This is a genomic window from Paenimyroides ceti, assembly GCF_030409925.1.
Genome location: NZ_JAUFQU010000083.1, coordinates 1 through 25,681 on the forward strand (window position 1 = coordinate 1; position 25,681 = coordinate 25,681).

Sequence of the window (25,681 nt, forward strand, 5' to 3'; positions counted from 1 at the left end):
ATTATGGTTTCCATGCACCAACGGTATCGTTCCCGGTAGCAGAACTTTGATGATTGAGCTACAGAATCTGAAGATGTGGCAGAGATTGATCGCTTTTGTGATGCCCTATTTCAATCAGAAAAGAAATTGAAACGTTACAGCAGAGGATACCAACAATGTATTGAAAAATGCACCACATACATTGGCAATGTTAACGCAGAAAACTGGGAACAACCTTATTCCCGTCAACAGGCGGCTTATCCTTTAGAATATATTGCTGAAAATAAATTCTGGCCTTCATACGACTGTAGATGATGCGTTTGAGATAGAAATCTCGTTTGCTCATGTGCACCGATTGAAGCTTATATGAAAGCTAATATAAATTGGAGATAAAAAATGCAAATCAAACGATTAGCATTTTTTTTATCTTTTTCCCCAAAAATTTAGAATTAAAAGTAGAGTTTTTTCGGGTATCTTTCATAAAGAAATACACGAGTAAAGAGGCAAAAATACAGGCTGTTACGTACCAGTAAAAATAATCTTCGTGACCGATTTCCTTAAACCACAGCGCTACATACTCAGCTTACCCCCAAAGACATAACTGTAATAGAGTAGGGAAAACCGATCCTAAAGCTCTGATTTCTGTGGAAAAAGCTCTGCCTTTACAACTCGAAAATCTGCTCTTTTTGCGTCTCGTTCAGTTGCGTTAGCTTTATTATCTGCATCATAATTATTGTATATAGAATTTAAATCAGGTTTAATAAAAAATCATAGAATGGCTTTTTTGCTTGATGCATGGTAAAAATCTTAAAGTTAGGGTGAATCCGTCATCCAAACCAACTGCTGTTCTACTCTGTTTTACTGGATTTTTTTATATTCAAGCCTATTTTTTCTTGTTCGGCTATCTAAAAAATAATAATTAACAAAAAGGCACCTGACCTGTTATTGGAATAATCAAAAATAAGATTTCCATTTATGTTTTTGCCTAATCTTATTCTATTAACATCAAGAGCTCCCGCGATAAAAGGCACAAGTATACATTTTGTATTCTTGTTTTTCAGATATAAATAACCATCTTTTTTTAATTTCGTTTTCAGGATTCTTTCTCTAAAAACAGTATCATTCTCAATATAACTTACTTTAATTTTATTTCTTTTATGATCTCTAATCCAAATTTATAACTTTTTAAACTGTCAAGATGTAAAGTATCTTTAAGAAGTTTTCGATCAATTTGTTTATAAAAGTTATTCCTAACCCACAAATTTTTATTGTACTTTTATAAACCGAATCATAATCTATCTGAATTATTTCGAATAGGCCGTTTAGTTCCTCTACATTACTTTTATCCAATTTATAGGGATTCATTACGTTCTTATCAAATGATGCACAGCTTTGTAACAGCAATGTTGAAGCTAAAAATAGGAATAGTATGATTTTGTTCATGCGAATTTATTCTATGTGGTTATGCATTAAAATTTATTATGTTCTATTTTATAAAGTACAGCTTCTTTTCCATCAAAATCAGTATCTTCTATATATTCAAGTCCAATTTTTTCGAGAACTTTTATGGAAGCCATGTTTTCTTTCATAGCCCTGCCTATTATACGTTTCAGATGAAGTTTTTCAAACCCGTGTTCTACACAAGCCATTGCACTTTCTGTTGCATAACCTTTATGCCACTCTTCTTCAAAAAAGCGAAATCCAATATCCGTTTCCTTTTTTATTTCATCAAATTTCAATCCGCACCAACCAATAAATTTGTTTGTTTTTTTTTATTACGGCCCATCTTCCATAACCATTCCGTTTATAATCCTGGTAATTTTCTAAAAATATTCGTGCTTCTTCAATGTTTTTAAAGGCAGTATTACCCGTATATTTTATGACGTTGGGATTTAGATTTAAAAGATAAAAGTTTTCTGCATCATCAGGATGCAGTTCTCTTACTAAAAGTCGATTCGTTTCTAAAACAACGTTCATATATACCTGTTTAGGTGGATTTTATTAACCTACTGTATTTGACCAATGAGAATGTCTAAGCTCAATCTTTTAAAAAAAACAGTCTTTACTATTTACTAAAATATAGAAAAAAGAAATAATAAAAAAGAGAGATAAATCTCCTATTTATTTAAATGTTGGTATGGAGCCGTTATTTTTATTTGATTTCTTTAGCCTTCTGTATAGTTTGTTCACTGTTTTGAGTTAAGATTTCAGGTAAAAAATTTTCTCTCGGTATTCCGTTAATATGATACAATCTTTCTGTCGGAAATTGAAATCCAATTTTGGTTTCGGTAAGTTGAAAATTAGAAATAGCACCAATCAGTCCTGCCATTTCAGTTCCAATAATTTTAGCTCGTTTCATTCCATCAAAACCAATGGCTATACCTTCTCCCATACTCCCAGTCCAACGTCCGACCAATATATAAAGGTTGCCTTTATAAAATTCATTTCTTGGCGTTACATATTCATGCCAGTGTCTTTTGGTTGTATATTGTTTTTCGTCAAATTCGTGAATTTGATAGGGCAAAAGTTGATTTACGAATCTTCCCATTATCGCTCTGGCAACCGTTGTATTTCCTCCTCCGGGAGTTTCCGTTAAATCAATGATTAAGTTCTTGAACTCAAACAAGCTGTCCAATGTTCTGTCAAATTCTGCAATCAGATTATTATTTCCTAAAGAATTATTGATTTTGATGTAAGCTGTATTCGCATTCAATGCCTTGCTATAGAGCAATTCTTCACTATTGGCATACGTAACAGGAACATAGATTTTTTCTTTTCCATTTTCTATTACTGAAATTTCTCTTTTAGTGTTGTGTGTTCCTGCAAAAAGCATATCAAGAGCATATTGATACATTTTCTGATTGATATTGTCAGTAAATTTTGGAAGAAATTTTCTCAATTGTTCTTCAATCGATTTACCGTTAAAACGTTTTACTTCCATTCCGATTTTCAATCCTGATAAATCCGCTCCAAAACCTTTCCGTAAATCTTTGATATAAAATTTATTGCCTAATTTTTCAACATACAAGTCGGAACCTGAAGGAATTAGTCTGTTTGAAGTATTCAGATTGGTGTTTAAAGACGAATGTCCGTTATAGAGTTCGTTTAAAACGGTTTCTAAAAATTCGATAAATTCATAATCGTTTGAAATTTTTTCAACTCGGGGTTCATATATTTCTCTGACTTTGTCCCAATCTATTTTTTGTTCTTCGAAATACGCATAATGATTATGGATGTCTGTCCAAAATTCAATAAAATCTTTTTGGTATTTGGTTTGAGCAAAAATAGAATTTCCAGCAAAAATTAAAATCAAGAAAATTGATTTTGTCAAAAGTTTTAGGTTCATAAGCAAGTTCTGTTCTTAAATTACCGCTACCATTTTGTATGGCTTTATCGGACTTGAAGGCGTTGTATAAAAAGAACTTTATTTCGTCTCAATGTCAACTATTTTTTGTCCGTTGTCTCCTAAATAATGTTTTAGTAACGTTTCATAAACACTTACACCTGTGTCTGAGTTTGTAAAAATCAAAAGACCATTCTTTGTTTTGGGAAGGATAACAAATAGCGTTTGAACACCATTATCAGCACCGCCGTGAGACAAAGCCGTTTCTTCATTATCTAAATCATAGATTTCAAATCCTAAACCAAAATGTTTTCCTTTTGTACTTGCTACTTGTTTAATTGTCATTTCTTCAAACACCTTTTTTGATAAACCATCACCATTGATAACACTTACCAAAAATTTGCCATAATCTTCAACAGTTGTCAACAAATCATCTGCGGCATTGGGTGTTTCGTTCTTTACAGTTTCGTACGCTGTTCCATCTTTATCATAACCTGTTGCCAATCTTGTGGTATCTACATTTTTGTCCCAGACATACTTTGTATCGTTCATTTTCAAAGGTTGAAAAATAAGTTCATTCGCTAATTGCTGCAAGGATTTATTAAACTTCTTTTCTAATGCTTTTCGTAAATATTCCATTCCTTCTCCCGAATATTGATAGTTCGTTCCCGGATCAAATTGAAAGTTGAGTTTCTTGGTTTCATTCATCCAACGCCAATTTGGAAAACCTGTTTGGTGACTCAAAATAATTCTTGTTGTGAGCTTCTTAGTTCTCGGATCGTTGGCAATATCCGGGTCTATCCAATATTTGTAAAGCGGTTCGTCTAATTCCCATTTTCCTAAACTCACTAATTGTAATACAACTATTGCAGTTACAGGTTTCGTCAAAGAAGCTACATTGAAAATAGTGTTATAAGGTGCTGAAATCCCTTTTGAAATTTCGCCAAATACTTTTACTTGTTGCAGTTTACCATTTTCAATAATTCCAATTCCCAAAGTCAGAACTTTATTTTCTTTGAGCCACTTTTCAATTTCAGTTTCATTGTCAAATATTGATTTTCCTGTATTATTTTCATAGGCTTGATGGTCAAAACTAAAAGAAGTTGTTAGTTTCCATTCGCCATTTTCTAATTGCCAAACATTGGTAAACTTTGCTATTCCTGCTTGACTTTCTCTTTTTTCCGAAAATCTATGTTCGCCATTCTGAACTGCACCATAGAGAACACCATTTTTATAAAGAGGGAATATCTCTGTGCTTTCTTTTACTAAAAATCGCTGAACCTTGCGATGGGTCTCCTCGTTGCAAATTCCATTTTTTAAGTCGGTCAGAAATTTTGTTTTGTCAGAAATTCCATCTTTATCGTGATAAAATTTAAGATTCTCGCTTAACAAATTTTCAAACTGCTTGATGTCGCAATGGTTAAAACCAACGTCAAAAAGCAAACTGTCTTTGGTCAGTATGGTTTTATATAAATCTGAATTTTTGTCCAGCTGTGCACAGGCAGGAAAAAATATCAATAGTGCAAAAAGAGTTGTTAAAAGTTTGTTCATTTATTATTGTCGTTTAATTTTTCGCGGTCGTTTAGGCAAAAGAACAGCCTTTTAGTATTTTCTAAATTTATTAAAAAAGTAGACATAAAAGGCTATTGCAACAAAAAAGGAGAAACTTTTAATTTCTCCTTTAACCTTTCATTTCGCTAAAGCGATGTTAACTGAAACTTTCAAAGTTTTTGTAGTAGTTTCTTTTTCTGTTCGTTAAACTCTTCTTCAGATAAAATTCCATTTTCTTTTAGTTTACCTAACTTTTCGAGTTGTTCTAAAACATTTGGTTGTGAAACGGTTATGAAATTATGAGTTTCACTAGGTTGAGAAAGTTTGTCACGAACAAATTCTGCAAAACCTCTTGCACATGCCTTCTCTACGTTTTCAATTTTTGCAATGTTTCCAGATGTATGAATTTTTATACATCCTAAAAGCAAACCCGTTTGATACTGAATAGATGTGATTTTGTCTAAAGGGAAATCCTCAACTTTTAATCCATACAGCATTCCTTTGTCAACAAATAAAATTCGTCTATTTGTTGATACTAAAATTCCTTGTCCATTATTATATGTCCCTTGTACTAAATTGTCAATAATCTCTGTCGGAGCCAAAATACTTGTTAATTCATTAATTTCACGTCTTCCCAAAAAGTTTGAAACACTGCTAAGTTTGAGTTCTTGAATTTGCTTTTTGATTTCGTCAAGGCGAGATTTTTTTTGCTGGTCTGAAGTCAATTTCTCTTCAAGCAGATTTTTTATGTCAGCTATAGATTGATTTTTTAACTTAAAAGCTACTCTCGGATTTATGTTGTTTATCTTCTTAAAGCAAGATGAACAAACAGTTCCACCATCACTTAGTTTTCCAGAGCTAAATGTCGGCGTATTCATAAATTTTAGTTCTGTTGAACAGAGAATACAATTTGCCATATTTTAATTATATATATCATTTTAGTTTGTGAGTATGTTTTCACAACTTACTTCTAACGGTTTCATACTTACACTGGGGTATAAATTTTAAAGGAAAAATTTCGATTTAGTGAAACAGTAAGCAAAAGTCAATTCATTTATTAAATTCAAGAAAAAACATTATTTAATCACACCAGCCATTTTAAAAAACATGTGTAAGCTGATGTTATAATTTTTCAATAATATCAATTAACTGAGTCCAATCTAGAAGTTCATCTTTATTAAAATATTGGGGATCAAATTGTCTAATATTTGTGTTGTTTCTTTTTTGTCCTTTTTTTCCAGGAGAATTTAACCAACTTCTATGTCCAGAATAGATTTTAGAAGCTAAATCTGTAGATTTAATTATTAAATATTCAGGAGCTAAATTTTTATCAAGAGGGATATTTACAAAAATAAAAAATTTCTTATCTGATGTTTCATTTTCAACTTTTTGTGTCAAAACCCATTTTCTCTTATTTTGTGTTGTTTTAACTTGAATTGATATTGATTTATCACCATTAGGATTACTTACTAAAATATCTATTCCATCAGAATTCCTTAATGTTATAGCTGCTAAATAGCCCCGTCTTGAAATTTCCGCTGCCACAAAATATTCACCTGCTATACCACTTAATTGTTTTGAAATTTTCGTCATAAAGTTTGCTTTTTAATATCGGCTAACGAGCCACGGCTTGGTGATTTAGTAGTTGATTTTTTCGTGTTTGTTAAATTCTTTGTCTAGTTCGTATATAATTCTGTCCGAAAATTCAAAGTTAATTAGTTTCTCTTGACAAACATTTTTTAGCTTTTGCAAATATGCAAGATAAAGTTCTACTTGGGTTTCTATTGAACTGAAATATTTTGGCATATTCTCTCCATAAATAAACCGATAAACTCTTTGGTCAATAATTTGATAAATTTTAGGATTTTTAAATCGTAAAATTGTCGAAGCCATAGCAAGTCGTATACCTTTTGTTGAAAGTAGATTTCCTAAAATTTGCTTTGTCAAAGCTTCATTTAAAAATGTAACTTCTTTATTTATGCTGTTTAATAACGAAAATGTATAGTTGTCTATTTCAGCATATCGGTTTATTTTCCATAAAACAATTTGGTTAATTATTTCTTGATCAAAATCTGTAGATATTGTATCAAGTTCTTGGGTAAGTTTCGGTTGAAAATTATATTTTTCATTTCTCAAATGTTCATTTGTTATTTCAACCTCATGTATAGATTTCATAAGTTTACTTTATTTTCATTAATTCCATTAAGTTCCTTTATCGAAAATACAGTTTCATCAGACCTTCTAAGATTTATGATTTGACTAAATATATATATTCTTGATAAGACTTTTAATTGTTTCTAAACTTGACCTTTATGGTTAGACATTTTTATCAGTTTCTCTTAAATTTTTAATGAGTGATTTAATCCATTTGCATATAAAGTTTAGGGACTTTGCATTCGTATGGGTTACGGAGCACAACATTTTAATTTATTTGTAAACATGATTAGAAGCACAAAACTTCAAGTTTTCACGTCACAACCACTGACACAAAATCCATGTTAATGGTTCTTAGATCTTCTAACTCGCTCCTGAAAGTCTTCCAAGAATGTTTAAAACAATTCCAATTCCAAAACCCCATAATGCTGCATGACAAGCTGATTTTGCCTTGTTTGGCATTTTGTCCTTATTGGAAAAGTAAATTATTGCACCTGCTATTGGTATGCAAAATGAAAGAATTGCAAGACCTGTGCTTAATTTGTCATCAGGATTTTCTTGCGGTGGAAGTTGATTTTCTCCTGTCATTGTTTAATTTATTTAAAGATTAGTAAAATTTGGTTTCCAATATATTTCCCAATTATAGCTACTAATGACATTCCGCCAATGCCCGCCATTAGCCCTGTCGTTACTCTTAAAAAATTATTACTTTCTCGTTTGAAAAATACTTGTGTTATTCCGTCAATATAAGTAGGTAGTATTAAAGCAAGTGTCCACCAAACATTAAGTGTAAAAAAGTTGAACATAAATAGAGGAAAAGTAATATAACCTATGTGTATTCCTGTGCATCTTGCACAAACCGGAAACTGTTTTCCTCTCCAAAATAAAGACCGTTCTGGTTTTCTGTGACAAAATGTAATATGAAGTCTTCTTTTGTCCATACGTAAATATTTTTAACGACCTGCCTCTTTGGCAATGAACGATATAATTGTTAAAATAAAAAGCACAACAAAACTAACAATTGTCAAACTACAAACAGCGTTAGATTTTTTTGTATATCCTTCTCTTCTGTATTTAAAAAACATACAAAGTCCTATCGCACCAGGAATTATAAACCAATTGCCTAAGAAAATCCAAGCCTTATCTTCAAATTGTAATTCAGCATTCTTCTTTATATTGGCGACTCGTTCTTTCTCCACTCTTTCCTTTTCTCTTTTTTCTCGGGCTTCTTTTTCTTGTTTTACTTTTTCTGAATCGGATTTAGTAGTTTCGTACTTTGTTTCTTCTTTGTGTGTGTAGGTTTGACTTGATTTTCGTTGCCCATTGAAAAAATAATCATAGTTACTATCATACTTTCCTTTTTCATAAAGGTCAGACAGTATTTCGTATGCTTCTTGTATTTCTTTAAATCTTTCTTCAAAAAATTTATCTCCGTCATTTTTGTCCGGGTGAAACTTTTGTGCAAGTTTTCTATACGCCTTTTTTATATCGTCATTTGAAGCATCACGCTTTATTCCCAATGTCTGATAATGGTTTTTCATTCTTTATTCCATTTCTGTCTTTTTACAATGACTGCTAACGTGTCGAAGTCTTGGTGAGGGAGCGTATTTAGTAAAAAAAATAAGTAGAATTACTAATATTGGAATCTTGTACAAATGCTCAATCGAAACAACTCAGCCACACTTTAGCAAAACCTGGTTAACTACAGTTTTATTTTTGATCACCGGGCTTATGTTCATGAGGTCTTAGACCAGGATGTTTTGGTTTAGTTTCAGGAGTTACTCTTCTTCTTTTGTCAGGAGTTCCATCTTGTTTTTTAGGTTTTGGGCCAGGCTTAATAAATTCAATTGGTTTCATATCTTTTATTTTTTAAGTTCTTCTATTTTATTTTTAGCTTCAGTAAATGCGATTTCAATGATGTCTGCATTATCAATAAATAATGTATTGTCTGAACCATATTTTTCCAACTTTATATACCAGCTAGCCTTTCCTTTGCTTACATAGTAGCCTACTTGAAATCCATCAACAGTAACAAATTTATTTTCAAGATAATCTGGATTTGTGGCGATATCGTTATCTACTTCTGTTTTCAAAGCCTTTAATGCTTTTAGTACTTCTATTAAATCACTGTATTCAATTGATGCTGTAGTATTACTATATTTACTTTCTTTTACTATTTGATAAAAAGATACGGATGAGTTACCGTTTACAATTTTTCTAACTTTAGTTTCAGTCGAACCAAAAGTTGTCTTAAGATTTGGTAATTTAGTGTCGACAAATTTTGTTATACCGCCTGTTTTGGATGTGAAAATATCCATTTTTGTTATAATAGTTTCAGCATCTTTTTTTATTTCTTGTCCATAAATTGTAATTGACATGATGGTCATAGCAGAAACAAAGAGAATCTTTTTTAACATTTTTTTTAAATTAGTTCTTAAATTATTTTTGCTAATGTAAAATAGAATTTTTAAGCTTACTTACGGAAAACCATAATTTGATGCAAATTCAAAATCAAATTATTATAGAAAAGGAAATAGAAAAAATCCCTATTGAGGAAGCAATGGAAATGCTAAAAGAAGTAGGAATAAATGTCAATCAAGAAGATTGCTGAGCTAATGCTTTTCAGAATATTTGGATTAGGGTTTATATGCATTTACTGCATCAACAATATTCTCCTTTATAAACTCCCAATATTTACCCCTTAAACAGATTGGATCAAAATCATCATCAGCAAACTCAAAATTAATGAGGTTGTTCAATATGAGTTCTTCATCGTGTGTATAAGGATAACGTTCTAGATGCAAAGAAAGCATAGTAGAAATATTGTAGTGGGTCAGCAGTTCATGCAAATCCCAGAAATCTTTCTTGCGACCTATACGTTGTACAACATCTATTTTCATAGCAATGATTTCTTCGGTAGTAGCCATTCTGATTGCATCCGCAATCAAAGAAGATTGTATAAAAGTATCCGTATAAAACACATCTAATTTTACCACATTGTCCTTATCTGTACCCACACAATTTTATTTATTAGGCCTTGTCGGTCTGTAAATGAAAATGCGATTTGAAATTCGTCTCCGTCGTTAGCGTGTCCACCCCAAGCCCTTTTAAAATAGAAATAACGCAATTGTCTTAACCATTCTCTAATTGTATGTTAAGAGTGTCGTTCGAATATCCAATTGTCCGAGAGTTTTTCTATTTGCATTGTATCGTCTTACTATTGTGCCTAACGGTTTTCGGCTTAGCGATGTGGCTGATTTTTAGCACTGAAGTTCATAAAAGTTCCAAATGTTAGTTTCTGCACAAATGTTCATTAGAATTCCGTCAGCCGCCATATTGCCAAACCGATGTTGTGCGTTAGCCTTTTTATTCATCATTGTCATATTCCCACCATTTTTCACCGTATAATTTTTTCAATTCAAATGTTTTTTCAATTCGTGTCTTTATTTCATCAAAGTCTTTAGAATTACAAAACCCTAATTTCCTTTGTCCCTTGGGTGAAGTTGAAAATTTGTCGTCCCCTTTATGCAAAGTATTAAGTATTTCAGGTATGGCTTTGTCAAAAGAAAATACACAAAGATGTTTATGTCCATCGTCAACTGTGTCTAATGGAAACCAAGCTTCGTGAATACTTTGAGTTAGTTTATAGTCAATTTTTATAAAATCATTTGGGTTGTCTAAATGAAATATAATGTCAAATTTTTTAGGTATTTCAAAGTCGGCATAAGCATATAGTGTAAATACAGCTATTTCGTTCTCTTTTCGTGTCCAATTAATGTACTTTTCATAAGCTTGTCCCTTAGGTTTGTCTTTACAGCGTTTTACACATTCAGTTTGCCACATAACAACTGCTTTATCCGACAAATATTCATCAGCAAAGAGAAATCGTTGATTTGGTTTACATTGTTCTTCTGTTCTCATAGTTTCTGTAAGGTGACGCACAACGGGCCGCGTATTGGTGATAGTGGAGGATTAGAAAGCCTAAACTTTTCAATTTTGCACTGACCTAAGCAACTGCTTTTTATTATTTTCTAAATTTATGAAAAAAGGAATTAAATAATCATGAACACCTAAAAAAAATAAAAAACTCGTTCATAAATATAAAGGCTGTTGCAATTAAAAGTGTAAACTTTTAATTTCTGTTTTAAACTTCCATTTCGTCAAACTGTTTTCATGCGATGTTTTTTTTAATTAGTAAAATACCATTCACAATTAGTAAAGAAATAAATACACTTAGTAACTCCATAAGTTTACATTTCTATAAATTTCATTTTCGTAATAAATAAATGGATTAGAACCGAAATAAAAAAATAGAATAAAAATGTTAACTATTGAAAATAAGAAGTTACTTTTAATAATTGACAATTCTTTTTTAGCTAAAATTTTTATTATAAGAAGTGTAATAAGTGAAGTGACTAATGATAACAGAGAATTTAATATTATTAGTAATGGAGCCATCCCAACATTCCCTCCAGGATATTTCTTATATATTAAATACCAAATAAAAATAATAGTACTTAATAAGCCTATTAAAACAAAAGAAATAATGCTTTTTAGTATAATATTCATTAAAGCGAATCTTTATAATTATTTAATTTCAACTTCAATTTCTCAGTTCCTGAAATATCGCTAAAGCAATTTTATCAGAGGTTTTTTATTTAAATTCTGTTTGTTTCTTGTTTGTTAACTCATCGATTGTCATGGGTTGTTTGTTGTACCTTTTTTCAGGGTTATTTAAAAGTTGCTTTTCTTCTCCCATTGCAAAACCAAGTTTATATCCAATATTATCATTTGTTGTCATAAAAACATTATCGTATTCCGTGTCAAAATCACTTACAAAAAGCATAACCTTTTTATTTACACTTTTGTCCGTTATCCAAGTGTCATTTGGTTTTGTAGTTGTCCAGCCTACTGTTTTAAAATGCCTGTCAAATCCCATTGGATAATTTACATAGTTGATAAAATAGCAAAAGAATTCAAACTGTATGTCATATGGAAATGTTACAGCAAATTTTTTATCCGAAAGTTTTGATAAAACAGGAATTACCTGAAAAGTTTCTTTATTGTAGGAATTACAAAATTCCTGAATAATTTTCTTTGCATCACTTTCATCAATATCTTCAATGATTACAATTTTGTCGTTCATGATTTTCTTTTTTGGAAAATATTTTTCAGAAGGTCTTCTTGTATCAGTGTCAGGTTTTGATGTTTGATTTTTTAGTTTAGTACATGCAAAAAATGTAATAATTGCGATTATTATAATTCCTGCAATCAAATACTGTTGTTTTATCATTTCTTTAATTTATATTGGGTATTCTTTTTTCTAAAATTACAAGTACCTTTTTGGGTATTGCCAAAGGTAAGAATATCGAAGCGGAAAATTCCAATTTATTGACACGGTAAGGAAAAGCCATTTCTATTTACTAATATATAAAAAAAGTCAATAAAATTGGCTTTTTTTGGAATAAAAGATTAAGCCAAAAAGCTAATATAATTCCGCTTTTATGAGAGTGCTGATGTGTATGTGTCATTGTTTTCTGATTTGAGTTTTACAATCCTTTTTTGCCTTCAAGCCAATAACCTTGTGAGTAAATGTTTCCTTGCTTTTTGTCTTTTAAAACTTTTCTGAATGTCTGAACCGATTTGGCATTCCCGACTAATGCGAAATTGGCGATGTTCCATTCCTGTGTTTGAAATAAAGGTAAAGTGTTTAACCATTTTTCATTTCTAAACGAATTGTTTTTTGTGAAAACAGTGTAATTTTCTAATTCTAAAAGTTCGGGAACACTTTTGTTTTCTTCGTCTAACTCAAAATAGAATTGAAATTGATGATTATTTTTTTTCAATAACGGCAATATTGCAAAGGCGACGCCTAATGAGGTTTCATCGCCAAAAAAGATTGTTGTTGTTCATTCTGTTCATACAGTTTTTTTCCTCTTGGCGGACTGATAAACAATTTATCGCTTACTTTTAGGCTTTCTATAAATTTGCTTCCAACTCCGTTGCCGTGAATGTGAAAAATAATATCAAAAACTCCGTTTTCTTTATTGTGGTAGGCAACTGTATAATTTCTAAATTCTGTTTCACTCACACGAATTACAGAAGCATAGCCGATTGAGAAATCCCATTCTGATATATCGCCTTGAAAACGAATTTTCTTTATCTGTAGGCTTAAAAAAGTTATTTCTATAACTGTTACATTTGGGCTTAATTTGTTTCCAAATAAGGTTATCATCCATTTTGGTATGCTTGAAATCATTGTTTACTCCATTAAAATTTAATGCAAAGGAACAATGAATTGCAATGTCAAACAATGCAAGAAAAGGGTAAGTATTGGACTAATCGCGGTTTTTGTTTCTGAACACCAAAGCAGACATTCCTACAACTTTGGTAAACAGTCGGGAAAAGTAAGGATAGTCATCATATCCTAATGCCGTTGCAATTTCTTTTACTGATTTATCAGAATGATAAAGCAAACGTTTTGCTTCTAAAATTACTCGCTGTTGTATGTGGTGCGAAACTGAATGTCCTGTTGTTTTTTTTACACATTCGTTCAAGTAAGGCGAAGAAATATTTAATTGTTGTGCGTATTCTGTCGGGCTTTTGGCAGTAACAAAGTTTCGTTCCAACAATTCTTTAAATGCTTTGGTTACGATTTCAAACCGTGAAAGTTTGTCTAACGGTTTTGATTGGACTAAATACTGTGAAATTACAAGACCCACTAAAGTATTGCAACTTCCATTGAGTAAAGAATGATACAGCTTTTCATCTTTTCGTTCCGATAATTTTGTACAAAGTGACAGGGCTTCGGAAATGACAGAAAACTTTTCTTTTTTTAATGTCGAAGGTTTGGCAGGCGAAATATCTTCCAATAATTTCAAGTATTCGGGATTTAGATTTTCGTCGCTGATTGCCCAAATGCTCACTGTTGCGTTTTTGAATGATAGTATTCGGTGTACCTGGTTTTGATGAATAAAGATAACCGAAAGCGGTTTTATAGTGTGTTTTTGAAAGTCGATTTCAATGCTTGTGGTTCCTTTTTCTTGTAAAAAAAAACAAATGATATTCGTCCCTGTGCGATTGTTTAATGTTGTCAAATCCTTCGAACTGTTTGTACAAATGAAAGTCTTCGGTTGTTATTCTTCCAACAAAAATACCTTCGCCTAATTCGGCTGTCATAGGATTTACAGGTATGGAAGATTTTGTCGGCATTGTTTTTATTCTGTTCCAAAGTTAGAAATAAATGTCCCCGATTTACATTTAAGCGTGTCAAATTATGCCGGGTGGTGGGTAGGCTTGATTTCCCGTTTTTGTCTGTTGGTTAATGTCTGAGCGGTTGTCGTTTAAGGTTGCTACCAATGGGCCGCGTATGGCCATAGTGGCGGGCTAGAAAGTGATGACGTTCAATTTTTACACTAAATTGAGCAACAGCTTATTACTATCAACTAAATTATAAAAAAAGTACCTATAAAAAGCTGTTGCGATAAAAAAGGAGAAACTTTTAATTTCTCCCTTAACCCGCCATTTTGCCAATACGATGTTGTAGGCAGTATTATTTTTTTAGATTTTCACTTCTTATTAATTTTGGAGAAATGTCAAAGTATATTATATCTGATTGATAGTATTTGGTTTGAGAAATTTCAAATTTGTCACATAAACCAACTAAACTTTGTTTTTTAATATTTTCTACATCAAAGTAACTATATAAAATATCATATTCATCTGAAACGCTAATTACTTTAAATGCAGTTTCGCAAGTCAAACCATTTCCACTATAAACAATTACTTTTCTAAGTGCTCTATATCTATCCTGAAATTTTTTCCATTCCGATTCTGGTTTGTTGAGTTTATAAAGAGAGTAAGCCATTAAATCATTTGCTTTTAAACTTACTGGATTTTTTAAAAGATATTTTTCACACGCAGAAATTAACTCCTCAAATTTTTCATCTTGCTCTAATTTTGAAAGTTCAATTTCTTCTGATTGATTTTTTAAGTAATTTTCTTGAAAAGTAAATCCATAATATAATAATGCATATTCTTCAAATTTTAACTCTTTGTCAAAATCATTAAACTTCTTTAAAAGTTTTGGATAATAATTAGGAGAATTCTGGTCTTCAATTTCCTCTTTAATTTCAGAATAATTAATAGTTAGTTCATTCTGAGCATTGGCTTGTGAGAAAAATAAAACAAAAATTAAAAGTAAAAAAGCTTTCATCTATCTTTTAGTCAGTGTTATTTTATGCAGTGTCTTTTTAATATTGCCTACAACGGACCGCGTATTGGCGATGGGCGGGATTTTAGCACTGAACTTCAATCGAAGAACAGAAGTTAAATTTTGCACTTCCGTTGATACGAAGCCGTTCAGCCTGCCTATTGTCAATACGATGTTATGCACCGTTTTTATTGTCATTCTAATGGTTTCCAATTTTCGTCTCGTTGTTCGTCCTTTGTCGGCTGTCTTACGATTTTAATCATCTCTCTTTCACAAGCACCAAATTTAATAAAGTTCTTTTGTCCTTGTCTTAGTGAAACTCGGTTTGCTCCGCCTTCATAGTTCGGGTCGTCAAGTTGAATTGGGTCGTCTTCCCAAAAGCAAATTTGGCAGATGTCATATGAGCCGTTAGGTTGTTCTCTGAATGTCTTGTAACCACAACAAGGACAAGCAAACTTCTCTGTTACCATACTTTCCACCAAGGTTTTTTGTTCTCAAATGAATAATAACTTCCACCTGTCAAAGCTTTTGTGTCAAGGTCATACTTAAACGCAACCCATTCGTCAGCATCGTGAATAGGATTAAATGCAAGTCCTGTCACCAAATTATTTTCAATTTTAATTTCAGCTAATCCGTCCCACGATATTCTTTCGGTGTGCCAATGACTTCCGTCTGGTTCAACAATTGTCAAGTCTGTTTGGTCTTGTAAAACAAGTCTGTCGTTACTTACACTAAAGATGTCACTATAACCAACGCCAAAAACTCGAATTGGTTTTGTGTCGTTTGGGTTCATTATGTAGCAAGTCCCAAAAGCCATAACCAACAAGTTTTGAGTTTTTTCAAATTCTATGATTTCTTTTAAGTATGTCCAACCCGGTTGAAAGTTTGCGACCCATTCTGTTCCGTCATTTTTGTAAAATCGAACAGGAAACCCTTCGGAATAAAAAGGTTCTCCATTGTCAGTTACAGGAACATACATCGGTCCATAAGTCGGCAAAGCGTTTAATATTTCGTATCGTTTTTCTGTCTTCACTTTGTCTTGAGTAGGGTTGTCCTAAAATGGTGCATAACGGTTCGGCAGCTTGGCGATAGTGCGGGATAAATTGGACGAAAGGTTCAATTTAGCACGAACGGTAACCAATGCTGTGAGCCGTTAGCTAAATTAAAGAAAAAAGGCCAAAGCTGACAGCATTTGGCGGATAAAAAGCATCTATTTTCTATCAGCACAAAACCCCGCATTTTGCCAATGCGATGTTAGCCGATCGTCCTTTTATTCAATAGATAATTTTTTGTAATAATCATTTTCATATTTTTTTTCTGCTTTTTTTCTAAATAATAGAGAATCAAATATTGAATGATTTATCAGACGCATCACAACTAAAGGAATAATGAACAGTACAAATCCTGTTACTGAAATAAACCAATCTTCAAAAATTTGAGTTTGTTTACTTAAAAACCATAAAATAGATACAGCAAATACAAACATAAAATAATATCGAATATATTTTATGTCTTGTTTCACCTTGCTTTTGACAAAAATATCTTTTTCAATTTTCAGTTCTTGAATAGTTTCAAAAACTAATTTTCGACCATATTTTTTTGAACACGATGATTGAATAATAAATTTCCCTTCAGTCATGTATTCTGTAGTTTTTATCGGTAGCTCATTAATATATCCAACAATTTCTTGTTGTTGAATATCTTCTTTTAACAAAGATTTTTGCAATTCATTAAAATCAATGTTTTTATCCAATTTTAAATGATTTCTAATTTTATTTTTTAGTTGGTTGGTTGTGAAATCTTTCTTAATTATCCATCTAACATATTTATGATCAGGGTTTATAAATAATACTGGTTCTTTTATATTCTTTTCTAAGCTATGTTTATAGATAGATTCAGCATCAATTAAGTTTCCATTTGGAAGTTTGATTTTAAATACATTCTTACTGAAATTTTCATTAATTTTTTCCTTACCTAATTTTGTTAATTCCTCATTTGAAACTTCTTCAAGAACCATATGTTTTTTTACTTCTTCGAAATCAAATTCAAATGAGAAGTCAGTTATCGAATTAAGGATAAGTTCAATATTATTAGAATTGCTTGCTTCCAAATTTATTGCTGCATTTTAAGGATGTCGGCTAACGAGCCGCGTATTGGCGATAGTGGTGAATTAAAAAGCCGAAACTTTCAATTTTGCACTGACTTGAGCAACAGCCTTTTATTATTTTCTAAATTTATGAAAAAAGGAAATATAAAAGGCTGTTGTAACAAAAAAGGAGAAACTTTCAATTTCTCCTTTAAACGTTCATTTTGCTAAAGCGATGTTAGCAGGTGTTTTTTTATTTAAATTCAGTTTGTTCCTTGTTTATTAACTCATCAATTGTAATGGGTTGGTTGTTGTACCTTTTTTCAGGATTATTTAAAAGTTGCTTTTCTTCTCCCATTGCAAAACCAAGTTTATAACCAATATTATCGTCAGTTGTCATAAAAACATTATCGTATTCCGTGTCAAAATCGCTTACAAAAAGCATAACCTTTTTATTTACACTTTTGTCCGTTATCCAAGTGTCATTTGGTTTGGTAGTTGTCCAGCCTACTGTTTTAAAATGCCTGTCAAATCCCATTGGATAATTTACATAGTTGATAAAATAGCACAAGAATTCAAACTGTATGTCATACGGAAATGTTACAGCAAATTCTTTGTCCGAAAGTTTTGATAGAACAGGAATTACCTGAAACGTTTCTTTGTTGTAAGAATTACAAAATTCTTTAATAATTTTCTTTGCATCACTTTCATCAATATCTTCAATGATTACAATTTTGTCGTTCATGATTTTATTTTTTGGAAAATATTTTTCAGAAGGTCTTCTTGTATCAGTGTCAGGTTTTGGCGTTTGATTTTTTAGTTTAGTCCAAGTGAAAAATGCAATAATTGCGATTATTATAATTCCTATAATCAAATACTGTTGTTTCATCATTTCTTTAATTTATGTTGGGTGTGCTTTTTTCTAAAATCACAGGTAACTATTTGGGTATTGCTAAAGGTAAGAATATCGAAGCGAAAGGTTTCAATTTAGTAATTCAGATAAGCAAAAGCCAATTTATTTAATAAAAAACATATATAATTGGCTTTTTGCGGAATAAAAAACCGAAACTTTAATTTTTAGCCTTAACCCGCCATTGCGCCAAACCCATGTTAGCGATTCGGCTTTGTTCTTTCATAATCGTTTCTATCAATTTTATACCAATTATGTTTTATTCCGTCAAGGTTAAAAGTTTCAATAAATTTTAGTCCTACTTTCTCCAATATTTTGTTTGAACCGATATTTTCGCTGTCAGCTCTTGCGAAAACTTCGTCTGTTTTAAGTTTTTCGAATGCATACTTCAATGAAGCAATTGCTGTTTCTGTTGCAATTCCTTGGCCCCAATATTTTCTAATTAGTCTATATCCGAGGTCATAGTAATTTTTATGGTTGTTTGTTAGTACAGTAACAAACTCTAAACCTGTCCAACCAATGAAATTATTTGTGCTTTTGTCAATAATAGCCCAGCGTCCAATCCCGAAGTCTGTGTACTGTTGTCTGACAAAATTTATGAGGTTATTCGTTTCTTCTTTGCTCTTTACTGTTTTGTTCCCTAAAAATCTATGAACTTCCGGGTCAGAATGAAGTTCAAACATTCCGTCAATGTCTGCCGGAAGTATTTCCCTTAAAATTAGTCGTTCCGTTTCTGCAAATATTTTCATTTCTCTCTTGTCGTATGATTGTCTTCATTTAAGCTGACCGCTAACGGGAAAAGGCTTTGCGATAGTGCGGGACAAAAATGGACTAAAAGTTTAGTTTTGCACCGAAGTGAGCCAAAGCTGTGAGCCGTTGGCTAAATTAGTGAAAAAGACAATGCGAAGAGCATTGGAGTAATAGAAATCCGAAGGATAAGTTTAGCACTTAACCCCGCATTTCGCCAAACCTATGTTACCTGCTGTTTTTTATTATTTCTTTTAAGTTGTCAATTGACATATCTTCTAAATTTCTATGTAGCATTCTATGACAATTAGGACAAACTAAAGCTAAATCTTCAAGTTTTGTTTTTTTTTTAGTTTCATATGTAGAAAGTTGTTTCGTATGATGACATTCAATAAAGCCTTTTCCTAATTCACCATATTTTTTTAAAAAATCAAATCCGCAAACTTCACACTCTAGTTTTCCAGTTTCCTTAAATACTAGTTTCTTTTTAGATTCTGTTAGTTTATTATCCCGTTCTCTGGCTTTATGAAGTTTATAAATTATTTCACCTTCAAAACCTTCTTTGACGTAATTATCTTCTTCGTCTTCGATTTTGTAAAGTTTATTAATTGTTTGTACATTGTTTATAGATTCCATTATTAGAGTAGAAATTCTTTCTAATTCTTTGACATTTTCATTGAATTCAAAGAATGTTTCTTTGTCTAGTTTTGAGAAACTTGTTAAACCTTTATTTGGATTATCAGGATCAATTGCCATAAAATTACATAATTTCATAGCTGTTCCATTGGGGTTTCTAAAATTTAATTTCCTTTCCTCCTCAGAATAAATTGGAAGTTTGTTTAATGTTTTAGAAAGTTCAATTACTTCAGGATTGTTTTTTTCAAATAATGAAGAATCTAGTTTAAAATATAAATTTAAAGTCAGGATTAATTCATCACGATGCCATCTCGGATTTCTCACTTACGCCGTTTTAAAAATTGCAGGTAACGGGAAACGCATTTGCGAAGTGTCGGATAAATTGGACGAAAAGTTCAATTTAGCAGTAACGTAGCCGATGTGTTTCCACAGAAGCTAAATTATTAAAAAAGAGCTGAATGTGGAACACATTCGGCGGATAAAAAAGCAGAAACTTTCAACTTAGCCGTTACCCCGCCATTTCGCCAAACTGCTTGTTAGCAGCCGTATTTATTTAGCCTCAAATTCTTTCCATTTTTCGTGCTGTTCGTTTAACCAATCATAATAATATTCAAGAATGGTTGCAGACATATCGTCAGGATGTCTAAGACCTTTATCAATTAAATATTGTTGTAGTCTTGAACCACCCCAAAGTCCCCAATTATTTCTAAGCCAAGTCCCAAATCCGTGATGATACATAATTGTTTCATTTCTGTCTTTTAGGTTTTTAATTGTTTCAATGTCTTTGTGTTTTAAAAGTTTGTTGAGTTCCAAAAAGCACTCTTCGAGATTTTTAGGAATATAAAGTCCATTTAGTGAATCAGCGACAATTCGCTTTTTATAAGCTTCTCTTTCTTCTATAAGTTCTTGTTGTTTTTCTTGCTTCGCTTCTTTCTTATTTTTATTCATCAAAGCAATCCACCCACTAAACCTCCATTTTTCAGTTTCCGAAGGAATTGATGCTGTTATAAATTTTTGTGAGGATATGAAATTTTCAATTCTATCTTCAGTAAGTCCGTTATAATTCTCAATTTTATCAAGAATAGCATTACCGTCTTTATCAATGATAATCTCAACATTAACAGAATACCGTTTGAATTTATCTGAACCTTTTTTGCCTTCGGGAAAAACTCTCATTTCAAGGTTTTCAGCCAAACCTTTTTCTAATGTTAAACCATTTGAAAGATTTGGTAGTCCGTATAATGAAGAAGGCTTAAACTTCACTATATGTGATTGAATAGGTTTTATTGCTGTGAATTTTTCCGTATTAACTCCTGAAATTGGCATCGAACTTAAATATTCTGTATTCAAGTCAATAGTAATTAGTTTAGATGTTTTGGTGAAAATGTATAGAGTGTCGTTATTTAAGTATGTTGCTTTTTCTGTTAGTTTCTTTTCAAAGTCAGATACGTTCTCTTTGAATGTTATTTTTCTTTTTCCACTTTCCCAAACAACGGTATCAATTGCTTCTTTATAAAATAAATAGCAATCTTCGTTGTCAGAATTACAGTCAGTTAAGTCAGTTAACTGAAATTGTTTTGTAGAAATTCCATTTTTATATATTTCGATACTCTTATTTTGAACACCTTTCCAGTTAAATTCTCTGTCAATTACATAAGCTATAGTTTTCCCGTCATTACTTAAAAAAACTTCTTTACTGTTATCCGATAACTCAAAATGTCTATCAATCTTATAAACTTCGGTTGAGTCAGAATTGAAAACGGTTGTTATTCCTGTTGATGTTTGCTCAATATTATCAAATGGAATAGTTTTTAAAAAGAATTTTTCATTTTGTGATTTAATAGTATGGATGTAGCAAATAGAATAAGTTGTCTGTGCAAAAGTTTGTCCAATGGTCGTAAACCACAATAAAATAGTCAATATTTTGTACGGTGTCGTCATTTAATATGGCTGCTAACGTTTCGGGGCTTGGCGTTCGGGCGGGTTTCAGAGCACAAATTTTAATTTACTACTAAAGTTCATAGAAGTACAAAGCTCCAAGTTTGTACGTCAGCCCGCCTGATGCAAACCCCGTGTTATATGCTGTGGTTCTTTTGTCTTTCACCTTTGCCATCCTTCAATTTTAAAGTTTTTTTCGATTAGTTTTCGTTCTTTCCCACCATTGTCTGGAACAAACCAAACTTCAAATCTTGCTGCATAAGGTTTATCCCAATCTCCTTCATAAATTGTAAAAATTCCTTCTGCACTATAACCTTCTCTTGCAGTCATTTCAAACTTTGCTGTCGTATCACTTGAATTAAAAACTTTTATTTTACTTCTTTCTTTTAGTCTGTCTGCTGATAAAGGGTCGTTGTGTGTAACTTCAAATGCTTTTAAATAACAATAACCACTCTCAATTTTTTTGTCCAAACAGCGTATGAATAAAGTCCTGGTTGAAATGATTTGTAAATGTAAAAGTCAATATCTGCAATGTTAGTTGGTTCAGTTTGGTCAAGTGGCTCATTGATACTTAGATCTGTCGGAATTTTTAAATTGTCAGCGTATGTGTCAGGCATTGATTGGTCTTTCCAAAACAAGGCTATTGAGTAAAAGAAAAATGCAACCAATGAAATTCCAATAATTATTGTCGTCAAGATTGCAAAACGCCAGCGTCTTTTTACTAACTGATATATTGTCGAAATGATTAGTCCTAAAAAGCCAAGCACAAATAACAGAAAAGAGAAGTCTTGTAGTTTGTGGATATTTGTCAACTCACACAAAACCATAATTAAAGCTGTCAGCCCAAAAACAAGAACAGGTCGCCGCCATTCGTCAAAGCAGTATGTTAATATTTTCGTCATTGTCCATTAGTTGTTGTTTGTCGTCCTACCATAACATATAAATTTTCGGGGCTTGGCGTCAGTGGCGGAAATTGAAGCGGAAAGTTTCAATTTTGTACTAAGCTAAGCAACAGCCTTTTATTATTTCTAAATTTATGAAAAAAGGAAATATAAAAGGCTGTTGCGGGTAAAAATGCACAAACTTTCTATATTTATTTAAGACTCCATTTCGCAAAACCTATGTTATCTGCAGGCGTTATAATTATTTTCTCCAGTATTTTAAATCAAGATTTACTTTGGCAATATTTATTTTTTTTGAAATCTCTTGTGCTGCATTCTGATATTTTTCACTTAGATCTAAATCTAATTTTTTATTGATTTCCATTTTGGAATGTTTAATTCAGTGTCATTGTAAATTCCTGTAGCAACATCTTTATCAAGTGGTACTTCTAAGTATTTTATTTTGTCATTGAATTTAGTAAACTCAATTGGTAGTTTGTAATAGTCTGAAAAGAATTTATTATAAACAATTTCTCTAAAAAATAAATTTAAACCTTTTCTAGCTGCTCCCCAAGATCTTGCTTCTTTGGGAAATTTTGAAACTAGTTTCTCAGTGTGTGTGTTTAGAAACTTTTTGTAGTCATTTCCATTGTCAATTGTCGCTATAAAATCATCAATTTTAATTTCATAAAAATAATTTCTTGCAGTTTTAATTATTCCAGATGCACCTTGATTTCGTAAAGCAGAAGCGCCAACTGAAATAGTTGATAATCTCTTATGAATATATTTTAAAAACTCTTTTTCTGTCATAGATTTATAGTTGAAATTTTGGTAGAATTCTTGTAAATAACGTTTTGACTCTTTGCGAAGGCGGGGATTTTTAGCACAAAAGTTCAATAGAATTACTACTTTTGAACCTTGTACAAAAGCTCAATCGAAGCTGTTCAGCCCTGCTTTTGGCAATACCTTGTTAGCTGTAGCTTTTATTTTTCAAGTTTTAAAGCTGTTTTGTTTAATTCGATTTCCAGTTGAGCTAATTCTGCATCCCAAAATCCTAATGAGGTCAATTTACTTTTTAGTGCTTCAAATTCAGTATCTGTCAGAATTACAGCAGCAGATGTCGCTGAATAAATTGCAGTCGGAAGTCCTTCTTTCATAAGGTCTTTTGTTCCATTAACAACCCTATTCTTTCTACGTGTACTAGTTTGAACTCCACTTATGTAATCATCAGTTAACTCGTTCAATTGTTCTAATTTTTCTTGAATTGCATTTCCAATTTCAAATCTTTTCTTTACTAACCTGTCTTGGTCATTAAGTTTTAAAACAGAAACAGTTAATTTGCCGAACTCGTCAGAACCTTTAATTCTATAACGCCAATATTTTAAATGGTTTTTTGGGTCGATTTTACTTGGGTCAATTATAGGCTCTAATTTAGTATCATGGTCATTTTTTGTTCCATTACATTTTTTGCAAGAAGGAAGCAAATTTTCCCATTCTAAAACTTCGTCTTTATATGTATCCTTGTGGTTAAAATGTTCTACTTCCAAGTACTTGCTTTCTTCATTAATGTTTGCTTCGCAGTAGCAACATTTGTCATTGGAAAAGCCTAATAATCCTTTTTTAATAAAGTCAACATTCCAAACTGATTTTCCTGTTGATTTAAATTCATCTGTCAAAGCAACTTGTAATTCTGCTGTAAGCTCGACAGGTTTTGGAGTTCTGTCTAACTTAATCATTTGTCGAAATTCCAGTTAATTGAATTTTTAATATTTTCTTTAATGAGTTTTCTGGATGCAACATTGCATCTAAAATTAAAAATTGAGCATTTGCTGTTTCATAGTCTTCGTTATCAATGGCTGTATTGAAATTTGAAATAGCATCTAGATATGTAGGTGTTCTTGTTTCAGTCATCCCCATAACGTCAGTAAGGATTTCTTCAACCGACCAGCCTTGACAACCATACACTTGATTGACAATAGGATTAATTTTCACCTCATTTGTTTCAGTTATTACTAGTGGTATAATTTCACTCGCATTCGAAACTTGAATAATATGTGGACTATGAGTTGAAGTTATTACTTGCGCATTTGGTAAAATAAATTTTAAAGCCTCATATATTTTTGCCTGCCATTCAGGATGTAAGTGCAGGTCAATTTCGTCAATTAAGACAACACCATCAAAGTCCTTAATAAATTTAGTTGGATTTTTATACCTTAATTCAATCTCTTGTATTAATCCTAGAATTAGGGCTAAGCTAGATTTATAACCGGAAGATAAATATTCGAAATAAATTTCTCCTAACGGTGTGGAAAGTAAAATATCAAATGAATTTGGTAAAACCTTTGAAAACTTAATTGATGGATTTAATATAGTAAAACACTCTTTAGCTAACTCATAATTTTTCAGTTGATTTTCATCTAAAGTATTTGGTTGAGCTGAAAATAAAAAACGATTTACAAACCAATTTTTCAACTCATTTGAAACAGAACCTCGAATTGTTTCTTGTGAAAAAGTGTTATAGTCTTTTATTTTGTCAGTACCTAGTGAATTTAGCCTTATATATTCTATATTTCTGTGTGTTTTAAAAACAATTACATCGTTCGAATTTTGATAATATCCATTATAATTTCGACTCGTTTCATTAGGATGGAATTGATTTGTTAAGAATGATTTGGAAGAAACATTCCCATTTATTGTAACATTAATATCCCATTGTCCTTTTTCAAAGCCTGCTGTTTTTTTTAATGTTGTTTGGGCACCCGCAAATGATTGAGCTAGGCAATCTAAAATTGTAGTTTTACCAATTCCATTTTGTCCACAGATAATATTGAAATGATTGTCAAACTTTAGTTCTAAATCTTTAATAGGTCCAATACCTGCGATTTAATATTGTTTATTTTTATCATTTTCTATTTAATGTTTCGGTCGATTTGTCTTGTTGTTGTGGTTGAAAAAATTACAGCTAACATTATTTTTGCACAAAACAAACACATCATAGTTTCGTAAAACCCTATCGATAGCTTTTGTTTATAAAAACTTTTAACAAACATAACAAAGTATTTTAATATAAGAATACGGAAAACCGTAAACAGAGTATTATTTTATAATAAATACATAGAAACTCTATTAAACATTATGAAACAGAAGAGTACTAAGATATATATCCATCAAAATATACCAGTTAGATAAACTATGGGGGTGCATTTGTGGGCAAGAAAGAAGAATTATCTCATTTCGCCCGTTT

The 25,681-nt window shown here is 31.5% G+C and carries 37 protein-coding genes and 2 pseudogenes; 5 read left to right on the forward strand and 34 right to left on the reverse strand.

What is annotated here, in order from left to right; genetic code table 11:
• Window positions 1-372 (forward strand): annotated as a pseudogene (locus QW060_RS26020) (aminomethyl-transferring glycine dehydrogenase); the annotation flags it as partial.
• A gap of 512 nt (window positions 373-884) precedes the next feature.
• Here QW060_RS26020 and QW060_RS26025 read toward each other — a convergent pair.
• The 7 genes and pseudogenes from QW060_RS26025 to QW060_RS26055 form a co-directional block, all read right to left on the reverse strand.
• On the reverse strand, window positions 885-1,010 hold the full coding sequence (locus QW060_RS26025; RefSeq protein ID WP_290365514.1) for a hypothetical protein: 126 nt from the start codon (window positions 1,008-1,010) through the stop codon (window positions 885-887).
• A 438-nt stretch (window positions 1,011-1,448) separates the two neighbouring features.
• Window positions 1,449-1,956 (reverse strand): annotated as a pseudogene (locus tag QW060_RS26030) (GNAT family N-acetyltransferase).
• 175 nt (window positions 1,957-2,131) lie between these two features.
• Entirely contained in the window at window positions 2,132-3,292 is a 1,161-nt protein-coding gene (locus tag QW060_RS26035; RefSeq protein ID WP_290362624.1) for a S41 family peptidase, read from the reverse strand.
• 111 nt (window positions 3,293-3,403) lie between these two features.
• Window positions 3,404-4,873: a class A beta-lactamase-related serine hydrolase gene (locus QW060_RS26040; protein WP_290362623.1), complete on the reverse strand. Its 1,470-nt coding sequence runs from the start codon at window positions 4,871-4,873 to the stop codon at window positions 3,404-3,406.
• Between the two features lie 170 nt (window positions 4,874-5,043).
• Complete coding sequence (locus QW060_RS26045) at window positions 5,044-5,751, reverse strand: PH domain-containing protein (RefSeq protein WP_290362622.1); 708 nt, start codon at window positions 5,749-5,751, stop codon at window positions 5,044-5,046.
• Window positions 5,752-5,995: 244 nt separating this feature from the next.
• Window positions 5,996-6,466 carry a hypothetical protein gene (locus QW060_RS26050; RefSeq protein WP_290362621.1) on the reverse strand — a complete coding sequence of 157 codons (471 nt, stop codon included), beginning with the start codon at window positions 6,464-6,466 and terminating at the stop codon, window positions 5,996-5,998.
• A gap of 45 nt (window positions 6,467-6,511) precedes the next feature.
• Window positions 6,512-7,048: a hypothetical protein gene (locus QW060_RS26055; RefSeq protein WP_290362620.1), complete on the reverse strand. Its 537-nt coding sequence runs from the start codon at window positions 7,046-7,048 to the stop codon at window positions 6,512-6,514.
• Between the two features lie 434 nt (window positions 7,049-7,482).
• On the opposite strand from QW060_RS26055, the gene QW060_RS26060 reads away from it, so the two are divergent.
• The gene (locus QW060_RS26060) at window positions 7,483-7,638 is read left to right on the forward strand and encodes a hypothetical protein (RefSeq protein WP_290362619.1); all 156 of its coding nucleotides are present in this window, start codon (window positions 7,483-7,485) and stop codon (window positions 7,636-7,638) included.
• Here QW060_RS26060 and QW060_RS26065 read toward each other — a convergent pair.
• The 7 genes from QW060_RS26065 to QW060_RS26095 all read right to left on the reverse strand — a co-directional run bounded on the left by QW060_RS26065 (window position 7,624) and on the right by QW060_RS26095 (window position 10,969).
• Window positions 7,624-7,968, reverse strand: coding sequence for a DUF2085 domain-containing protein (locus QW060_RS26065; RefSeq protein ID WP_290362618.1), 345 nt, complete (start codon window positions 7,966-7,968; stop codon window positions 7,624-7,626). The two genes, QW060_RS26060 and QW060_RS26065, sit on opposite strands and share 15 nt — an antisense overlap.
• Before the next feature lie 12 nt (window positions 7,969-7,980).
• Complete coding sequence (locus QW060_RS26070; RefSeq protein WP_290362617.1) at window positions 7,981-8,568, reverse strand: J domain-containing protein; 588 nt, start codon at window positions 8,566-8,568, stop codon at window positions 7,981-7,983.
• A 169-nt stretch (window positions 8,569-8,737) separates the two neighbouring features.
• On the reverse strand, window positions 8,738-8,884 hold the full coding sequence (locus tag QW060_RS26075; protein ID WP_290362616.1) for a hypothetical protein: 147 nt from the start codon (window positions 8,882-8,884) through the stop codon (window positions 8,738-8,740).
• A gap of 5 nt (window positions 8,885-8,889) precedes the next feature.
• Window positions 8,890-9,444 (reverse strand): hypothetical protein, encoded by a 555-nt coding sequence (locus QW060_RS26080; protein WP_290362615.1) that lies wholly within the window; start codon window positions 9,442-9,444, stop codon window positions 8,890-8,892.
• A gap of 219 nt (window positions 9,445-9,663) precedes the next feature.
• Window positions 9,664-10,044: a nucleotidyl transferase AbiEii/AbiGii toxin family protein gene (locus QW060_RS26085; protein WP_290362614.1), complete on the reverse strand. Its 381-nt coding sequence runs from the start codon at window positions 10,042-10,044 to the stop codon at window positions 9,664-9,666.
• Between the two features lie 243 nt (window positions 10,045-10,287).
• On the reverse strand, window positions 10,288-10,410 hold the full coding sequence (locus QW060_RS26090) for a hypothetical protein (protein WP_290362613.1): 123 nt from the start codon (window positions 10,408-10,410) through the stop codon (window positions 10,288-10,290).
• On the reverse strand, window positions 10,394-10,969 hold the full coding sequence (locus tag QW060_RS26095; RefSeq protein WP_290362612.1) for a hypothetical protein: 576 nt from the start codon (window positions 10,967-10,969) through the stop codon (window positions 10,394-10,396). The genes QW060_RS26090 and QW060_RS26095 overlap by 17 nt, the downstream gene beginning before the upstream one ends.
• A gap of 379 nt (window positions 10,970-11,348) precedes the next feature.
• On the opposite strand from QW060_RS26095, the gene QW060_RS26100 reads away from it, so the two are divergent.
• The gene (locus QW060_RS26100) at window positions 11,349-11,660 is read left to right on the forward strand and encodes a hypothetical protein (RefSeq protein ID WP_290362611.1); all 312 of its coding nucleotides are present in this window, start codon (window positions 11,349-11,351) and stop codon (window positions 11,658-11,660) included.
• A 21-nt stretch (window positions 11,661-11,681) separates the two neighbouring features.
• Here the strand turns inward: QW060_RS26100 and QW060_RS26105 are convergent, their stop codons facing one another.
• From QW060_RS26105 to QW060_RS26150, 10 genes are all read right to left on the reverse strand, one after another.
• On the reverse strand, window positions 11,682-12,320 hold the full coding sequence (locus tag QW060_RS26105; RefSeq protein ID WP_290362610.1) for a hypothetical protein: 639 nt from the start codon (window positions 12,318-12,320) through the stop codon (window positions 11,682-11,684).
• A gap of 256 nt (window positions 12,321-12,576) precedes the next feature.
• Window positions 12,577-12,873, reverse strand: coding sequence for a hypothetical protein (locus tag QW060_RS26110; protein ID WP_290365515.1), 297 nt, complete (start codon window positions 12,871-12,873; stop codon window positions 12,577-12,579).
• Between the two features lie 26 nt (window positions 12,874-12,899).
• On the reverse strand, window positions 12,900-13,286 hold the full coding sequence (locus QW060_RS26115; protein ID WP_290365516.1) for an FAD-binding oxidoreductase: 387 nt from the start codon (window positions 13,284-13,286) through the stop codon (window positions 12,900-12,902).
• A 79-nt stretch (window positions 13,287-13,365) separates the two neighbouring features.
• Window positions 13,366-14,124, reverse strand: a complete 759-nt coding sequence (locus QW060_RS26120) for a helix-turn-helix domain-containing protein (RefSeq protein WP_290365517.1) — start codon at window positions 14,122-14,124, stop codon at window positions 13,366-13,368.
• Entirely contained in the window at window positions 14,048-14,239 is a 192-nt protein-coding gene (locus tag QW060_RS26125) for a hypothetical protein (protein ID WP_290365518.1), read from the reverse strand. Before QW060_RS26125 ends, QW060_RS26120 begins: the two co-directional genes overlap by 77 nt.
• Window positions 14,240-14,579: 340 nt before the next feature.
• Window positions 14,580-15,242, reverse strand: a complete 663-nt coding sequence (locus QW060_RS26130; RefSeq protein ID WP_290362607.1) for a DUF4919 domain-containing protein — start codon at window positions 15,240-15,242, stop codon at window positions 14,580-14,582.
• Entirely contained in the window at window positions 15,243-15,452 is a 210-nt protein-coding gene (locus QW060_RS26135; protein WP_290362606.1) for a hypothetical protein, read from the reverse strand.
• On the reverse strand, window positions 15,434-15,709 hold the full coding sequence (locus QW060_RS26140; protein WP_290364696.1) for a CPCC family cysteine-rich protein: 276 nt from the start codon (window positions 15,707-15,709) through the stop codon (window positions 15,434-15,436). The genes QW060_RS26135 and QW060_RS26140 overlap by 19 nt, the downstream gene beginning before the upstream one ends.
• Window positions 15,703-16,236 carry a hypothetical protein gene (locus QW060_RS26145; protein WP_290362605.1) on the reverse strand — a complete coding sequence of 178 codons (534 nt, stop codon included), beginning with the start codon at window positions 16,234-16,236 and terminating at the stop codon, window positions 15,703-15,705. The genes QW060_RS26140 and QW060_RS26145 overlap by 7 nt, the downstream gene beginning before the upstream one ends.
• A gap of 273 nt (window positions 16,237-16,509) precedes the next feature.
• Entirely contained in the window at window positions 16,510-17,349 is an 840-nt protein-coding gene (locus QW060_RS26150) for a hypothetical protein (protein WP_290362604.1), read from the reverse strand.
• A 21-nt stretch (window positions 17,350-17,370) separates the two neighbouring features.
• On the opposite strand from QW060_RS26150, the gene QW060_RS26155 reads away from it, so the two are divergent.
• Complete coding sequence (locus QW060_RS26155; RefSeq protein ID WP_290362603.1) at window positions 17,371-17,556, forward strand: hypothetical protein; 186 nt, start codon at window positions 17,371-17,373, stop codon at window positions 17,554-17,556.
• A 22-nt stretch (window positions 17,557-17,578) separates the two neighbouring features.
• Here QW060_RS26155 and QW060_RS26160 read toward each other — a convergent pair whose 3' ends face one another.
• From QW060_RS26160 to QW060_RS26175, 4 genes are all read right to left on the reverse strand, one after another.
• Entirely contained in the window at window positions 17,579-18,217 is a 639-nt protein-coding gene (locus QW060_RS26160) for a hypothetical protein (RefSeq protein ID WP_290362602.1), read from the reverse strand.
• A gap of 218 nt (window positions 18,218-18,435) precedes the next feature.
• Window positions 18,436-18,984: a GNAT family N-acetyltransferase gene (locus tag QW060_RS26165; RefSeq protein ID WP_290362601.1), complete on the reverse strand. Its 549-nt coding sequence runs from the start codon at window positions 18,982-18,984 to the stop codon at window positions 18,436-18,438.
• A 226-nt stretch (window positions 18,985-19,210) separates the two neighbouring features.
• The gene (locus tag QW060_RS26170) at window positions 19,211-19,942 is read right to left on the reverse strand and encodes an HNH endonuclease (RefSeq protein ID WP_290362600.1); all 732 of its coding nucleotides are present in this window, start codon (window positions 19,940-19,942) and stop codon (window positions 19,211-19,213) included.
• Window positions 19,943-20,167: 225 nt separating this feature from the next.
• Window positions 20,168-20,881, reverse strand: coding sequence for a DUF6794 domain-containing protein (locus tag QW060_RS26175; RefSeq protein ID WP_290362599.1), 714 nt, complete (start codon window positions 20,879-20,881; stop codon window positions 20,168-20,170).
• Window positions 20,882-20,909: 28 nt separating this feature from the next.
• Between QW060_RS26175 and QW060_RS26180 the strand changes: the two genes are divergently transcribed.
• Entirely contained in the window at window positions 20,910-21,134 is a 225-nt protein-coding gene (locus tag QW060_RS26180) for a hypothetical protein (RefSeq protein ID WP_290362598.1), read from the forward strand.
• 584 nt (window positions 21,135-21,718) lie between these two features.
• Here the strand turns inward: QW060_RS26180 and QW060_RS26185 are convergent.
• The 6 genes from QW060_RS26185 to QW060_RS26210 form a co-directional block, all read right to left on the reverse strand.
• Window positions 21,719-22,027: a hypothetical protein gene (locus tag QW060_RS26185; protein ID WP_290362597.1), complete on the reverse strand. Its 309-nt coding sequence runs from the start codon at window positions 22,025-22,027 to the stop codon at window positions 21,719-21,721.
• On the reverse strand, window positions 21,991-22,173 hold the full coding sequence (locus QW060_RS26190) for a hypothetical protein (protein WP_290362596.1): 183 nt from the start codon (window positions 22,171-22,173) through the stop codon (window positions 21,991-21,993). Before QW060_RS26190 ends, QW060_RS26185 begins: the two co-directional genes overlap by 37 nt.
• A 526-nt stretch (window positions 22,174-22,699) precedes the next feature.
• Complete coding sequence (locus QW060_RS26195; RefSeq protein WP_290365519.1) at window positions 22,700-22,822, reverse strand: hypothetical protein; 123 nt, start codon at window positions 22,820-22,822, stop codon at window positions 22,700-22,702.
• On the reverse strand, window positions 22,801-23,247 hold the full coding sequence (locus QW060_RS26200; protein ID WP_290365520.1) for a hypothetical protein: 447 nt from the start codon (window positions 23,245-23,247) through the stop codon (window positions 22,801-22,803). The genes QW060_RS26195 and QW060_RS26200 overlap by 22 nt, the downstream gene beginning before the upstream one ends.
• 173 nt (window positions 23,248-23,420) lie before the next feature.
• Window positions 23,421-24,173, reverse strand: a complete 753-nt coding sequence (locus QW060_RS26205) for an HNH endonuclease family protein (RefSeq protein WP_290362594.1) — start codon at window positions 24,171-24,173, stop codon at window positions 23,421-23,423.
• A complete protein-coding gene (locus tag QW060_RS26210) occupies window positions 24,166-25,320 on the reverse strand; it encodes an AAA family ATPase (protein WP_317623269.1) in 1,155 nt (384 codons plus the stop codon). The genes QW060_RS26205 and QW060_RS26210 overlap by 8 nt, the downstream gene beginning before the upstream one ends.
• Window positions 25,321-25,681 lie beyond the last annotated feature (361 nt).